We start from the raw sequence: 14154 nt of genomic DNA, 5'->3' as shown, positions 1-14154 counted from the left end.
GCGCCTCAGGCGCGGACGCCCGGATGTTCGCAGCGCGCGATCGGACAAACGATCCAATTGCATGGCGCGAACCACACAACAAAAAAGCACCCGGCGGTTTCCCGCCGGGTGCTCGTCGAAATGCTTCGACAGATCTTACCAGTTGCGCTGGGCGCGGAGCAGCAGCGTGAAGCTGTCCTGGTCCTTCAGCTCGTACACAGCAGTCGGCTTGGCCGTGTTGGCAGCCGGGCTGAGCACGGCAGTGCCCGAGTACTTCTGGTCGAGACGGGTCCAGTTGAAGTCGCCCGAGAAGGTGAGGTTCTTGACCGGGGTCCAGCGGGTGATGATACCGATCTGGCCGATGGCGAAGTCAGGGTTACAACCCGTGACACCGGCGAGACCGCCGAACACGCCGCCTGCACCGTTGGCGCCGCAGAGCGTGGTCTTGGCGAGCGTGCCGAACTGGGCCTGAGCGTAAGCACCGTAGAGCGCGGTGTTCCAGTAGGGATCCCAGTTGTGGGTGTAAGCACCACGGAAGCCCCAGGTCTTGACGGTCTCCTGCGAGCCGCCGGTCACGAACACGGTGTCCGGAGCATTGGCGAAGCCAACGCTCTGGTACGCATTGCCCGAGCTGCCGTACATCTGGTAGGAGCTGCCCGCCAGGTTCTGGAAGTTATAGCGGGTCGCACCGTCGGTGTAGACGCCCTGGATGTTGATCGTGTCACCCGCGCCGGTCGGGATGTTCTTGATCGACAGAGCGAGCTGAACCGCCCAACCCCACTTGTCGTCGGGGTGGCCAGAGGTCTCGGTCGCGCCGTAATAGGCGACGTGGTTGTCATGCGCGGCAACCGACGCCTGGAACAGACCCCAAGCCTGGTCGACACGGACCATACCGACGAGGTTCGGCGAACGCGAGCCGCCGATGGCATTCGAGCCATACGAACCGCCAACCATGCCAGCGGCAGTCGCGCCGTTCAAGTTGAGGTTGCCGGCCTGGTAGTAGGCCGTCGCATCTTCGGCCGAGAAGGCCGCCGTGATGCCCTGACCGAAGTCAGCGGTGTAGGTGAACTGGTTGACACCAGTGACCGTGCCGCTGCCGCCGACGAGGCTGTCGATGTTGTTGCCGGGATAGTTGGTCCAGGGCGCGTCGAACTGCGACACGGCCTTACCCATGGTGAAGCCGGCGAACTGGATGAAGGCGTAGTACACGCCGAGCGAACCACCCGAGGTGCCGCCGTCGGTCGAGTTGATGGTGGTGGTACCAGCCGTCGTGGCCGTGTAACCAGTCGTGCCCGTACCGGAGCCGGTGCCGACGTAGCCACCGGTCGTCCAGGTGAAGACCGCGTCGAAGTAGGTGCGGACGACGCCGTATTCGGTCGCGGTGCGCGTGTCGATGTTGAGATCCTGACGAGCGCGCATCGAGTAGTAGTTGCTCAGACGGTTGTGCGCACCGGCGGGAGCGCCGTTCGAGATGCCGTAGTTGCTGTTGGTGTTGAACGCGACTTCAGCGCGCAGATAACCACCCAGCTTGATGCAGGTGTCGGTGCCCGGGATGTAGTAGAAGCCGGCGCCGTACAGCGAGCAGATCTTCACGTATTCGACGGCCTTGGCCTTCACGGGAAGATCGGCTGCGAACGCACCGGAGGCAGCCATCAGGCTGGCTGCCGAGCCGAGAAAGAGCGTCTTCGTCAACTTCATTGGTAAACCTCCACGTCGGTTCAGGGGGCTCGGCTCCTCGGCGGAGGCCGCTTAACCCTCTTTAATTTCCGTTCAATTCAGATCCGCACTGAAGGTCCGGACTGAAACGACAGCGAGGTGCCCCCCCTCCGTCGTACCTCACGTATAGTTTATAAAATTCATTGCCTCAATTTGTTGATCCAGTGAATTGAAACTTCGATGGGGGGTGTTGCCCGAGCGCAACAGGCGCCCCCAACACATCCAATAAATAGCTTGAAACAAAGGAAAAAGCCCCCAGGGGGCATCCCGGGGGCTTTCTTGGAGGTCTCACATCGCTGCCTGTCGCAACGGTCAAGAGCAGCAAATTCTGAGTGTGAGGAGACGTAATCCAATTAATTGTTTTTTGCAAGCATCGATGCGTCGGGTTTGGTTTTTGCGATGCGGTGTCTACCGTTCCATCTTTACGCGAAGTCCGAGACGGCTCCGCAATATCCGGCTAAAACACTGCTCCAGGGCACAACAAGAAGAACGATCAGAGCAGAATGGGGCAGCTGGATGATCGAGAAGAAACTCGACAGGGCGATCATGGACTTCGTCTGGAACGTCGTCGAAATTCACTCGCAGCTGGAGAACATTCACACCAGCTGGGCCGGACTGCTGGGCATTACCCAGCCGCAATGGCTGATCCTGATGGCGATCACCGAACTGGACGAGGGGCGCGGCGTCGCCGGAATCGACATCGCCAACAAGCTGCGGGTCCACCCGGCTTTCGTGACCAACCAGACCAAGACCCTCGAAAAAGGCGGCTTTCTGTCACGACGACCGGCGGCGGACGATGCCCGCTTCGTCCTGATGTCGCTCACGGCGAAGGCGACGACCGAGATCGAGAAATTATCGAAGCGAAAGCTCGCCCTGAATTCGACGATGTTCAACGATCTGGACGAAAAGACCCTGGCTGAATTGAACGCTTCGCTCGCAATGATCGCCAAGAACGCCCGGCTGGCTGCGCGATTGCTGGCTATCGACGCGTCCTGATCGGCCGATGCCGAGCCCAGAATGCGAGCTGGACGCTGCTGTCGTCGCGCCGCGGGGTCCTGCAATGCGCCGGACCCAGGTTAGAGGTGGGTCACCGGGTCGAGCTTGCGGGCAGTTCCAAGCTTGCTGTCGAGCCACTCGACAATGAAGTCGTCAACGGCGACAAAATTCTCGACCTCACCGAGGGGGTGCGGGACGTTGTTGGGCACGACGACCGAGCAATCGGCTCCAATCCGCCGGTAGTCGGCTTGCAGCTCGAGAGCATCCTGCTCCCATACCATGGAGCGACTCCCGACGACCATGAGCAGCGGGCACGGGACTCGGCGCGGCGGCAGCATTGCCTCTCTCGAGACCTCGTCAGGGACGGCCTGCCCGAAGCCGGTCATCCAGCGAAGTGACGCCTGACACATGACCGGCCTCACAAGCCCGCCGTCGCACACGGCGGCCGCGATCCTGCGATCCGAGAACGCAAGGCGGGAGGCATGAGCGGCGCCCGCCCCTTCGCCGTAGATACCGATCCGCCGCGGGTCGACGTCGGGGCGGGCTTCCAGGTAGTCCAACCAGAACTGTAGCCTGTGCTCCGGCTTGAAGGAGCGATGAACGGTCGAATTGCCGGAATCGACGAGCAGCAGCGACATGGTCCCGCAGAGCGAGGCGGGCAACAGCCTGCTCATCATCGAGCCCAAGGTGGCATCGTCGTCGCTGACGCAGATCACCGCCGGCGCGGCAGAGCCGCGACGAAGCGCGGGCAGGAAGAAGCCAGCCAGGGCGCCTTGATCGAAGCAGTCGATCTTGACGCGCTCAATCGGCAGACCCGCCTCTGTCTCGAGGCCTCTCAGGCCGGTGCCGACCTCGTCTGCGAGGTCGGCACTCTCGACATCTCCCGGACTACTCAGACTTCTGACGACTTCGAGGGCCGTCAGCGAGCACAGCCACGCTTCCCCGGCAATCTGAGCCGAACGCGTTTCGCGCGCAGATTCGGCCAATGTCCGGTAATCGTCGGCGACCCTCAGCCAGTCCGAAATCCACAGATGCCGGCGCGACTCGTGCGCAAGCTCCATGACGGACAGGCGTTCGAAAAACTGGGAGGCTCGATCCCGCAAGTGAGCCAGATTTCGTCCGGCGCCGTCGCACGAACGGTGAGGCGAAGTTTCACCATCCATGTCAGCCCCCGAACGCCGCCAACGATTGCGCGGACCTGCATCCAAACTCGCCAGCGTCGCCCTCTGCGCGGCGTGCGGCAAAGCACCTGCGCGAAACGGTAAGCATTCCAAACAAGCGGGCTTGGGCACAAAGTCCCGGCCGGCTCACCCCAATCGTCACGTCCCCAGCTCCGTCGCTGATACACAGTCTAGCGCCGCGCAACCGCAAGGCTACGCGGCGGGCTTTGTCGTTTCTTGTTGCGATCGGCGAGTCAAAACCACGCGTGCCGACACAAGAGTCATGCCTGTGTAAGCTTCGATTGTGAAAGCACGATGTGGTGAAGGGTGCAGCGCACTACCATCGTGTGCCAAGCCCGCAGGAAGACGCCAAGATCAACCATTGTGACAGTCTTTCGCGAAGGACACGTGACGACGACGGTCGCGCCCGCGAGGAGTGGAATAGCCGAAACGCCAACCCAATCCGGGAAGCTCAATCGCCTTGAAAGAACAAGGTCCGAGCCTCAGCTCCGGGGGCAGTGGCGTCTCCTTGTATGCATTATCCCAGTTGCCAACTTCCCGCAGTTCGCCTTACATGCCGTCAACTCGCCCGCGGAGAAAGGGCAGGGCTGAAAATTGCACACATTCAAAGGGACGGAGCATGGCGCGCAACATATTGATTCTGGGGGCTTCTTACGGCTCCCTGCTGGGCACGAAGCTGCTGATGGCAGGGCATAACGTAACCCTGGTCTGCCGCGCCAAGACCGCGGAGCTGATCAACCGGGATGGTACCGAGGTGCGCATCAAGTTGCGCGACGAGGCGGTCCACCGGGCGATCTTCTCGCGCGACCTGCCCGGCAAGCTCGATGCCGTCACGCCGGCCAATGTCGACCTCTCCCGTTACGATCTGGTCGGCCTTGCGATGCAGGAGCCACAATACACCAACCACACGGTGCGCGTTCTCATGGTCAAGATCGCCGCGGCGAAACTGCCGTGCCTGTCGATCATGAACATGCCGCCGCTGCCCTATCTGAAGCGAATTCCGGCACTCGCCGGCATGAATCTCGAGGAGGCCTACACCAATGCGCAGGTGTGGGAGCGGTTCGAGCCGGGGCTGGTGACGCTGTGCTCGCCCGATCCGCAGGCGTTCCGTCCGCCGGAAGAAGCCGCCAACGTGCTGCATGTCGGCCTGCCCACCAACTTCAAGGCGTCGGTTTTCGCCGACGAGACGCACAACAAGCTGCTGCGCGAGCTCGAAGCCGACATCGACGCCGTGACGCTCGACGGCCACGACGTGCCGGTGAAGCTGAAAGTGTTCGACTCATTATTCGTGCCGCTAGCGAAATGGTCGATGCTGCTGACCGGCAATTACCGCTGCATCACGCCCAGCGAGCCGCAGTCGATCCGCGACGCCGTGCACGGCGATCTCAAGCGCTCGCAGACGATCTACGACCATGTCGACGCGATCGCCCGCCGGCTCGGCGCCGACCCGCAGGACCAGGTGCCGTTCGCGAAATACGCCAAGGCAGCCGAAAGCCTGCTCAAGCCGTCCTCGGCCGCGCGCGCGGTCGCGAGCGGCGCGCCCTTCATCGAGCGCGTCGATCTCCTGGTGAAACTGATCTCGCATCAGCTCGGCGTCCCGAACGCCGAGATCGACCGCACCGTCGACACCGTGGACCAGAAGCTGAACGAGAAGATCGTGCAGGGTGGATCGGGCGCGCAATAACGCGCCCGATCAGGAACGATTTAAGCCAGATCAGGCCGGTCACGCCGACCAGCGCGACCGCGCCGAGTGTGGGATCGCCTCTTTGCATCGCCGCTCAGTCCAGCTTCGGCCCGGCACTGTTCCCGGTGTTGCGCAAATTCAACGATAGTCGTTGCACCTCATGGCTACGCGATCGGGTCGCGCCCCCGCGCGCGGGCGGCTGATATCACGACTGCGTGAGACGGCCGCATGCCGGTCGTCAGATCCCGGCACTTCGCGGGCAAAGCGAGCCGATTGGACGCGAAATCAGCTCCCGCACGTGCAGGTCCTTCATTCGCGCAGACGTTGCATGCGCGCAGGACGGCCACGGCGTCTTGTCCTGCCATGGGGAGATGAGCAAGATACGTTTCTAAGTCAGGTTTTCGCAACCTGTTAGCCGGTCCGTTTGTTCCGGCGCGATTGCTATGCACTGCTGAGATAGCCAGACAAGAACAACAAGAATGGATCAGGCGATGCTGAGCGTCGTCCGCGCAGTGGAGGCGGGCGCGACGACGATGAAGGGCGTGATCGACGCCACCGGACTATCCCGTCTCAAGATCGAACGTGCGTTGAATGCGCTGGAGAAGCAGAAGCTGCTGGTCCGCGACGGACAAGGCTTTCGCGCGACCGGCCTGCCGAAGACGACCCGGCCGGCCCGGCAATGCGGATCGTGCAACGCCTGCTGCGATATCCTCGAAGTGGCCGCGGTCGACAAGCCGGTGAACCAGCTGTGCCGGCATTGGCAGACAGGCACGGGGTGCACGATCTATGACCGCCGCCCGCAAATGTGCCGCTCATTCGCGTGCGCCTGGCTGCAAGGCCATCTCGACGACGACTGGTTTCCCGAGACGGCCGGCCTCGTCGTGCATTTCAGCCAGGACGCCGTCAATGTCACCGTCGACGACGACTGCCCGGATCGCTGGCGCGGGGAGCCATATTTCAGCAAGCTCGCCGAATGGTCGCTGAACGGCATCAGGCGGATCGGAAACCGCGGCTATGCCACCCTCGTCGTCTCCGCCACCGAGCGATTCCTGCTGCTTGGACGCACCATCGTTCCCGATCCGACGCCGTTCGGCACCGCCTTCCTGCCGCTCACGGCCGACACATTCCGATTCTGGAAGGCGACATCGCCGGAGCATTTGCAGCGGCTGCACGAGCGAATCGCCGAGATCGAGCGGATCAGGCAGGAATTCGGCTCCTGCGCGATCCCCGAGACCGAGGACGATGATCCGCAAGCCCCCTATCGGCCTGCGCTTCTACGGTTGTCAGGGCACGCCTGAACCCCGTCGTTGGCAACGCGACATGATTCGCCCCGCGCCGCTCGACGCGCCGCGACGGGATTGATAAGCCCCTGTCCGCGAATGATGGGGACTTGAGTCGGGGACATGACGGTTGCGATCGAGATGGGACAGACCACGGCAGGCGCCGCGGCCGCCATGGACCTCGAGGAACTGCTGGCGACCCGCCTCCTGGTGCAGGGCAATTCGGGCTCCGGCAAATCTCACCTGCTGCGGCGGCTCCTGGAGCAGAGCGCGCCCTGGGTGCAGCAGGCCATCATCGATCCCGAGGGCGACTTCGTGACGCTGGCCGAGCGCTTCGGCCATCTCGTGATCGAGGCCGAGGACCATACCGAGCGCGGCCTTCAGGTCGCGGGCGAGCGTGCCCGGCTGCACCGCGTCTCCACCGTGCTCAATCTCGAAGGGCTCGACGCCGAGAACCAGATGCGGCGAGCCGCGGCCTTCCTCGGCGGCCTGTTCGACGTCGACCGCGACCATTGGTATCCGATGCTGGTCGTGGTGGACGAGGCGCAGCTGTTCGCGCCGGCCGTTGCCGGCGAAGTCTCCGACGAGGCGCGAAAACTGTCGCTCGGCGCCATGACCAATCTGATGTGCCGCGGCCGCAAGCGCGGGCTCGCCGGCATCATCGCGACCCAGCGGCTGGCGAAGCTCGCCAAGAACGTCGCGGCGGAAGCCTCCAACTTCCTGATGGGCCGGACCTTCCTCGACATCGACATGGCGCGCGCCGCCGATCTGCTCGGCATGGAGCGGCGGCAGGCCGAAGCCTTTCGCGATCTCGAGCGCGGACAGTTCATGGCGCTGGGACCTGCGCTGTCGCGCCGTCCGCTGCGCCTGAACATCGGCCCGACCGATACAAGCCCGCGCAATTCGACGCCGCGGCTGATGCCGCTGCCGGAGGCAACCCTGGAGGATGCGCGCGCCGTGATCCTGGCGGCACCACCGCCCGATGCCAGCCGGCCGCAGCGCCGGCCTGCGCCGGATCTGCTGGAGCAGCTTCGCGCAGCGAAGGCGGCCGCCGCGCCGGAGATCCGGCCCGAGGTGGCCGAGGTGCCGGTCAGCGCAGAAGAACTCGCCGAGCGGCGCGAACGTGTCGCCCGCACCTTGCGCGCCGTGCTGGCGGAGCCCGATGCCGGCTTCCGCGCCATCGGCGTGCTCTATCAGGAGTTCGTGGTCCGCTGTCGCATCGAGGGCCTCGGCGCGGCGGTGCCTGATCTCAACGAATTCCGCCGCATGCTGACCCATGCGCGCGCCGGGCTCGGGACCGATCTCACTGAAGACGACGCCTGGCAGGACGTCACGCTGCGCGCCTCGATCCTGCCCGACGACATGCAGGGCGTGTTCATGATGATCGCGCGCGCGGCCAAGGAAGGCTGGCCTTGTCCCGGCGATGCTGCGATCGCCCGCGCCTACGGCTCGCATTCGCTGCGCCGCGCGCAGCGGCTGCTCGGCTACATGGAGGAGCAGGGCCTGATCGTCTGCCAGCTCGACGGCGGCGGGCGCCGGATTGTTACCCTGGTGGAACTCGCCTGGGCGACGGCGCCTGGTGATCCCAACGCCGATGACTTGCCGGTGGAACAAGTCCAGAGCGCGGCTTCGCTCTGAACCGGTAGAATCAGGGACGTCTCACCACGACGGCCTCGGTCGCATCGAAGCCTTCTACCGCGTCCGCCGAACCTCGCCCGTCATCCGAGAACATGCGGCGATAGAGCACGATCGAGGCGAGCCATGCGATCGCGAACAGCGCGATCACGGCGAAGCCGACATTCGCCAGCGACTCGTTCAGGCCATCGACCAGCGTCCACATGCCGCCGGAGAGGCCGAGCCGATCGCTGATCAGGCCGAGCGCTTCGATGCCGCCGATGAACAGGGCGACCGCGACCGAGGCGCCGGTGATCGTGAGATTGTACCAGAGCTTGCGCAGGGGATCGACGAAGGCCCAGCGATAGGCGCTGACCATCAGCGCCGAATCGGCAGTGTCGACCAGCGCCATACCGGCGGCGAACAGCGCCGGGAAGACCAGGACATCGGCGAGCGAGGCGCCGCGGGCGGCTTCGCTTGCGGAGATGCTGAGCAGGCCGATCTCGGTGGCGGTGTCGAAGCCGAGGCCGAATAGGAACCCGAGCGGATACATGTGCCACGGTTTCGTCACCAGACGGAACAGCGGCCCGAGCAGCCGCGCCAGGACGCCGCGACGGGCGAGAAGCGCATCGAGGCCTGCGGCATCGTGAACGCCCTGCTCTCGCGCCATGCGAAACGTCCGCCACAGGCCGGCGAAGATGGCGAGATTGATGGCCGCGATCACCAGCAGGAACAGCGCCGACACCGAATCGGCATCGACGGCGTGGCGGAGGCCGAAGACCCAGGCCAGCAGCGCCGTTGCCATCACCGTCGGCCGGTCGCCGAACAGCGAGACGGCCCAGGCCCATGCGGCGACGTTGGCGGCGACGAGCCCGCCGAGCAGCACCACCGTTCCGGGCTCGGCCGCCCGCACCAATTTCGTCACGAAGTTCATTCCGTCCCGCCGCACACCCCGTCGCGCCAACGGTATGATATTTTCACAGATTGGTCACACTGGCTAGTCCCGGAGAGGGTTCGTCATGCCGCGTTGTCCCGCCTGCGGGCGCGTCATCGCACCTGAATTGCTACGCTGCCTCGGAGCCGCCGAGATAGGCATCGCGCACGCGCGGATCATCCTTCAGCGCCCGCGCCGGACCTGACAGCACGATCCTGCCGGTCTGCAGCACATAGGCTTCATGTGCGATCTCGAGCGCGAGGCTGGCGTTCTGCTCGACCATGAACACCGAGACGCCCGCCTGGTTGATGCTGCGGATCAGTTCCAGCACGCGGTCGACGTAGAGCGGCGACAGGCCCATGGTCGGCTCGTCCATCACGATCATGCGCGGCCGGCTCATCAGCGCGCGCGCCATCGCCACCATCTGCTGCTCGCCGCCGGACAAGGAGCCGGCGCGCTGCGACAGCCGCTGGCCGAGCTTCGGGAACAGCGTCAGCATCCGGTCGAGATCCAGCGCCACCGCCTCACGGTCGTTGCGCACGAAGGCGCCCATCAGGATGTTCTCGCGCACGCTCATGTCCGCAAACAGCCGCCGCGCCTCCGGCACCGAGGCGATGCCGCGGCGGACGATCTGCGGCGTGGTGAGCCCGATCAGCGAAGCGCCATCGAACGTCACCTCGCCCGAGCGCGGTTTGACCAGACCGAGAATGATCTTCATCGTCGTCGACTTGCCGCTGGCATTGCCGCCGAGCAGGCAGACGATGTGGCCGCGCGCGACCGTGATCGACAGGTCGAAATGCACCTGGGCCTGGCCGTAGAAGGTGTTGACGTTGAAGAGGGACAGCAGCGGTTCGGGCGAAGGATTCGTCATGCCGCACTCTCCTGCTCCGTCGTGCCTGATAGCCCGTGACCGAGATAGGCCTCGATCACCTTGGGATCACCACGCACCTCTTCGCCCGGCCCTTCCGCGATCTTCTTGCCCTCGTCCATGACGATGACGCGATCGGACAGGCGCATCACCATCTCCAGCTTGTGCTCGATCAGCAGGATGGTCAGCCCTTCGGCTTTCAATTCGGCGACGAGGCCCTGCATCTCCGCGGTCTCGGTCGGGTTCATGCCGGCGGTGGGCTCGTCGAGCAGCAAGAGGCGCGGCCTCAAGGCGAGCGCACGCGCGATCTCGACACGGCGGCGGTTGGCGTAGGACAGGCTATAGGCGGGCTGGTCGATCCGCGGCAGCAGCCGCTCGCCAAAGCGGGCGAGAATGGCCTTCACCTCCTCGCGCAGCCGCTCCTCTTCGGCCCTGACGCTGGCGGGTCGCAGCAGTGCAAGGCCCAACTCCAGCAGCGGGCCGATCACCGGCACCGTCGGCTTCACGGCACGCAGTCGCGTATGCGCGCCGATCAGAACGTTGTCCATGACGCTGAGATTGCCGAACACGCGCCCGAGCTGGAAGGTGCGGGCGATGCCTTCGGCCGCGAGCCGTTCCGGCGAGAGACCGGTGATGTCCTGGCCTTCGAAGCGTACGGCGCCATCGTCGGGCCGGTCGAGCCCGGTCACGAGATTGAACAGTGTCGTCTTGCCGGCGCCGTTCGGGCCGATGATGCTGACGAGCTCGCCCTTACCGAGGTCGAGATCGATCGCATCGACCGCGGTGAGGCCACCGAAGCGGCGCGTCAGGCCGCGCAGGGACAACATGGGCGCGTGCTGCTCCGCCATCAGATCGTCCCCAACAGGCCCTGCGGCCTGAACCGCACCAGCAGCAGCAGCACGATGCCATAGATCAGGATGCGGTACTCGGCCGCGATGCGGAAGAGTTCGGGCAGGCCGACCAGTGCGACCGATCCGACGATCGCGCCGACGACGTTGCCGAGACCGCCGAGGATGACGACCGTCAGCGCCAGGATGGATTGCTGCGTGTTGAAGGTCTCGTGGTTGATGTAGGAGTACAGATGCGCGGCGATGCCGCCGCTGACGCCGGCGGCGAAACCGCCGAAGATGAAGGCCAGCGACTTGTAGCGGTTCAGGCTGAGGCCGTAGGCACGTGCGGCGATGTCATCGTCGCGGATGGCGCGAAAGCTGCGGCCGAGATGCGAACCGAGCAGCCGTCCCTGCAGCAGCGCCAGCACGAGCATCACCGCGAAGCTGAACCAGTAGACCGAGAACGGGCTGATCAGGTCATAGCCGAACAGCGACAACGGCGGGATGCCTGAAATGCCGATCGGACCGCGGGTGACGCTCTCCCAATTCAGGATCACCAGCGAGACGATTTCGCCGATGGCGAGTGTCGCAATCGACACATAGTGCCCGCGCAGGCGGAACGACGGCGAGATCAACAGCGTGCCGAGCGCAGCACTCATCAGGCCGCCGCCGATGACGGCAAGGCCGACCGGAACGGCCAGCGTCAGCGACAGCAGCGCGGAGGTGTAGGCGCCGATCGCGAGCAACGCGGCGTGACCGAGCGAGACCTGGCCCATCGTGCCCGCAACCAGAGTCAGGCTGAGCGCGAGCATGCCGAGCAGCCAGGCGTTGATCAGGGTCTGGAGCACGTAGGAGGACACCGGGAAGAACGGCAGCACTGCGAAGGCGGCAGCCGCGACCAACAGGGCCCAGCGCGGGATGCGGACCGGACGGCTCGGCGCGATGAAGGTGCCAGTGAGCGGCTCGGGCGGAGCCTGCCGCGCGCTTGCGAACAGACCGCTCGGGCGCAGCACGAGCACCACGACCAGCAGCAGGAACGCGAACAGATTGCGATAGCTGGTGCCGAACACGGCGACACCGTAGCTCTCCACCAGTCCGAGCAGCAGGCTGCCGATCACCGCGCCCGGCACGTTGCCGGCGCCGCCGACCACTTCCGCGACGACGCCTTTGAGGGTCGCCTGCAGGCTCATCGCGGTGTCGATCTGGTTGTAGTACATGCCGACCAGCATGCCGGAGACGCCGCCGAGCGCGGCCGCGATGCCGAACACTGCCTGATTGACGCGATTGACGTCGACGCCCATCTGCATGGCGGCGTCGCGATCCTGCGCGGTAGCGCGCACCGCCCAGCCGAGCTTGGTGTAGCGCAGGAACACGAACAGCAGCAGCGCGCTGGTGAGCCCGACGCCGGCGATCAGGAGGTCAAGCGGTCCGATGGTGCCGCCACCGAGCTGGAAGCGAACGTCCGGCAGCTGGCTCGGCAGCGCGCGCGGATTGGGCGAGAAGGTCAGCATCACCAATTGATCGAGCACGAAGCTGATGCCGATGGTCGCGAGCAGCGGCGCGATGCGCACCGAGTTCTGAAGCGGACGCAGGCCGAACCGCTCGATGATCAAGCCGACCATTGCGGCGGCCGCCGCCACCACGATGATGGTCAGCGGCAGCGGCGTGTGCAGCCGCACCACCGCGACCCAGCCGATATAGGCGCCGACCAGATAGATCGATCCTTGCGCGAAGTTGATCAGCCGGCTGACGCCGAAGATCAGCGCGAGCCCGACCGCAACGAGGGCGTAGACATTGCCGACGATCAGCCCGTTGATCGTGTAGTCGAGCCAGGAAGACACGCAGCGTTCCTATTGAAGGGAGAAAGCGGCCGGAGCGCCCGCTCCGGCCATCAGGTCAGGTCGGCTTGCCGTCCCACAGCGTGAATTGGCCCTTGCGCACCACGAGCTCGGCGTTCATGGCGCCCTTGACGCGGCGGCTCTCGACGTCGAACGTCGCCTGGCCGTAGATGACGCTGGAGACGTCCTTCACCTTGGCGAAGGCGTCGCGGATGGCCCGGCGGTCGGTGCCGCCGATCTTCACCACGGCAGCGGCCATGTTCATCGCGTCATAGGAATAAGCGTTGAATGCATCGGGCTCCTGTCCGTTGTACTTGGCCTTGAAGCCCGCGATGAACTTCTTCACCTCGGGCCTCGGATCCTCGGGGAAATAGCGCGTGCCGAGATGCACTTGCTCGACCGCTTCACCGCCGAGCTCCAGGAATTTCGGCGAGTACACCGAGCTTGCCGCGCAGATCGTCTGCTTCAGGCCGACCTGGCGGGCCTGGCGGGCGATCAGCGCACCGTCGGAATAATAGGAGATCAGGATCAGCCCGTCCGGACTGGCATCGCGCACGCGCACCAGCGTCGAGCGGAAATCGCGCTCCTCCGCGATGTAGCCCTCGGTCACCGCGATCTCGGCGCCGTACTCCTTCGCCGCCTTGACGAAGTGGTCGCGGCTGGTGCGGCCCCAGTCGGTGTTGAGGTGCAGCACCGCGAGCTTTTTCAGGCCGAGGCGCCTGACGGCATAGGACGCCAGCAGCGGCTGCTCGTCGGCCTGGCTGACAGACGTGCTCCACATGAAATCGCCGCCCTTGGTGAAATCAGGGTGCGAGTTGGTGAAGCCGAACTGCACGAGGCCGCCGCGCTGATAAATCGGCGAGGCGGCCATCGAGGCGGGACTGGAGAAATCGCCGAGCTCCATGACGATGCGGGGATCGGAGACGAATTTCTGGGCGATCGCCACCGATTGGCGCGGATCGCTCTGGCTGTCCTCGAACTGGTAGGCGAGCTTTCGCCCGTTGATGCCGCCGGCGGCGTGAATCTCGTCGAGCGCGAGATCAAAGCCCTGCTTCCACTGGGCGCCATATTGCGCGTTGGGCCCGGTCAAGGGGCCGCTGACGCCGAGCAGGATCGGTTCGGCGGATTGCGCAAGGGCGGCGCGCGAAGACGCCGCTCCCGCCATCATGGCGGCGAGTGAGCCCCTGACCAGGGTACGACGATCGATGTTGCTCATGCACGGCTCCATCCATTC

General features: G+C 64.9%; 11 protein-coding genes. 4 read left to right on the top strand and 7 right to left on the bottom strand.

The annotated features are described in order from the left end of the window. Nucleotides 1-135: 135 nt before the first annotated feature. Nucleotides 136-1677: a porin gene (locus H1B27_RS32530; RefSeq protein WP_061877150.1), complete on the bottom strand. Its 1542-nt coding sequence runs from the start codon at nt 1675-1677 to the stop codon at nt 136-138. Nucleotides 1678-2211: 534 nt separating this feature from the next. Between H1B27_RS32530 and H1B27_RS32525 the strand changes: the two genes are divergently transcribed. Beyond that, nucleotides 2212-2691, top strand: a complete 480-nt coding sequence (locus tag H1B27_RS32525; RefSeq protein WP_061877151.1) for a MarR family winged helix-turn-helix transcriptional regulator — start codon at nt 2212-2214, stop codon at nt 2689-2691. An 80-nt stretch (nt 2692-2771) separates the two neighbouring features. Here H1B27_RS32525 and H1B27_RS32520 read toward each other — a convergent pair whose 3' ends face one another. Next, on the bottom strand, nt 2772-3854 hold the full coding sequence (locus H1B27_RS32520; protein ID WP_061877152.1) for an alpha/beta hydrolase family protein: 1083 nt from the start codon (nt 3852-3854) through the stop codon (nt 2772-2774). Nucleotides 3855-4491: 637 nt separating this feature from the next. Between H1B27_RS32520 and H1B27_RS32515 the strand changes: the two genes are divergently transcribed. The 3 genes from H1B27_RS32515 to H1B27_RS32505 all read left to right on the top strand — a co-directional run bounded on the left by H1B27_RS32515 (nt 4492) and on the right by H1B27_RS32505 (nt 8474). After that, entirely contained in the window at nt 4492-5556 is a 1065-nt protein-coding gene (locus H1B27_RS32515) for a ketopantoate reductase family protein (protein WP_061877153.1), read from the top strand. A 479-nt stretch (nt 5557-6035) separates the two neighbouring features. Beyond that, on the top strand, nt 6036-6854 hold the full coding sequence (locus H1B27_RS32510) for a CxxCxxCC domain-containing protein (RefSeq protein WP_197968863.1): 819 nt from the start codon (nt 6036-6038) through the stop codon (nt 6852-6854). Between the two features lie 105 nt (nt 6855-6959). Next, nucleotides 6960-8474 carry a helicase HerA domain-containing protein gene (locus tag H1B27_RS32505; RefSeq protein WP_197968862.1) on the top strand — a complete coding sequence of 505 codons (1515 nt, stop codon included), beginning with the start codon at nt 6960-6962 and terminating at the stop codon, nt 8472-8474. A gap of 10 nt (nt 8475-8484) precedes the next feature. On the opposite strand, the gene H1B27_RS32500 is transcribed toward H1B27_RS32505, so the two are convergent. From H1B27_RS32500 to H1B27_RS32480, 5 genes are all read right to left on the bottom strand, one after another. Beyond that, on the bottom strand, nt 8485-9384 hold the full coding sequence (locus H1B27_RS32500; RefSeq protein ID WP_197968861.1) for a HoxN/HupN/NixA family nickel/cobalt transporter: 900 nt from the start codon (nt 9382-9384) through the stop codon (nt 8485-8487). 130 nt (nt 9385-9514) lie between these two features. Continuing rightward, nucleotides 9515-10255 (bottom strand): ABC transporter ATP-binding protein, encoded by a 741-nt coding sequence (locus H1B27_RS32495; protein ID WP_061877157.1) that lies wholly within the window; start codon nt 10253-10255, stop codon nt 9515-9517. Continuing rightward, on the bottom strand, nt 10252-11100 hold the full coding sequence (locus tag H1B27_RS32490) for an ABC transporter ATP-binding protein (RefSeq protein ID WP_197968860.1): 849 nt from the start codon (nt 11098-11100) through the stop codon (nt 10252-10254). Before H1B27_RS32490 ends, H1B27_RS32495 begins: the two co-directional genes overlap by 4 nt. Beyond that, a complete protein-coding gene (locus tag H1B27_RS32485) occupies nt 11100-12923 on the bottom strand; it encodes an ABC transporter permease (RefSeq protein ID WP_061877159.1) in 1824 nt (607 codons plus the stop codon). The genes H1B27_RS32490 and H1B27_RS32485 overlap by 1 nt, the downstream gene beginning before the upstream one ends. Nucleotides 12924-12978: 55 nt before the next feature. Further along, a complete protein-coding gene (locus H1B27_RS32480; protein ID WP_061877160.1) occupies nt 12979-14136 on the bottom strand; it encodes an ABC transporter substrate-binding protein in 1158 nt (385 codons plus the stop codon). Nucleotides 14137-14154: the final 18 nt, after the last annotated feature.

Origin of the sequence: Bradyrhizobium diversitatis, assembly GCF_016031635.1 — a bacterium.
Lineage (GTDB): Bacteria > Pseudomonadota > Alphaproteobacteria > Rhizobiales > Xanthobacteraceae > Bradyrhizobium > Bradyrhizobium diversitatis.
The sequence above is the reverse complement of the archived record's forward strand: the minus strand, read 5'-3'. Positions and strand labels throughout refer to the sequence as shown.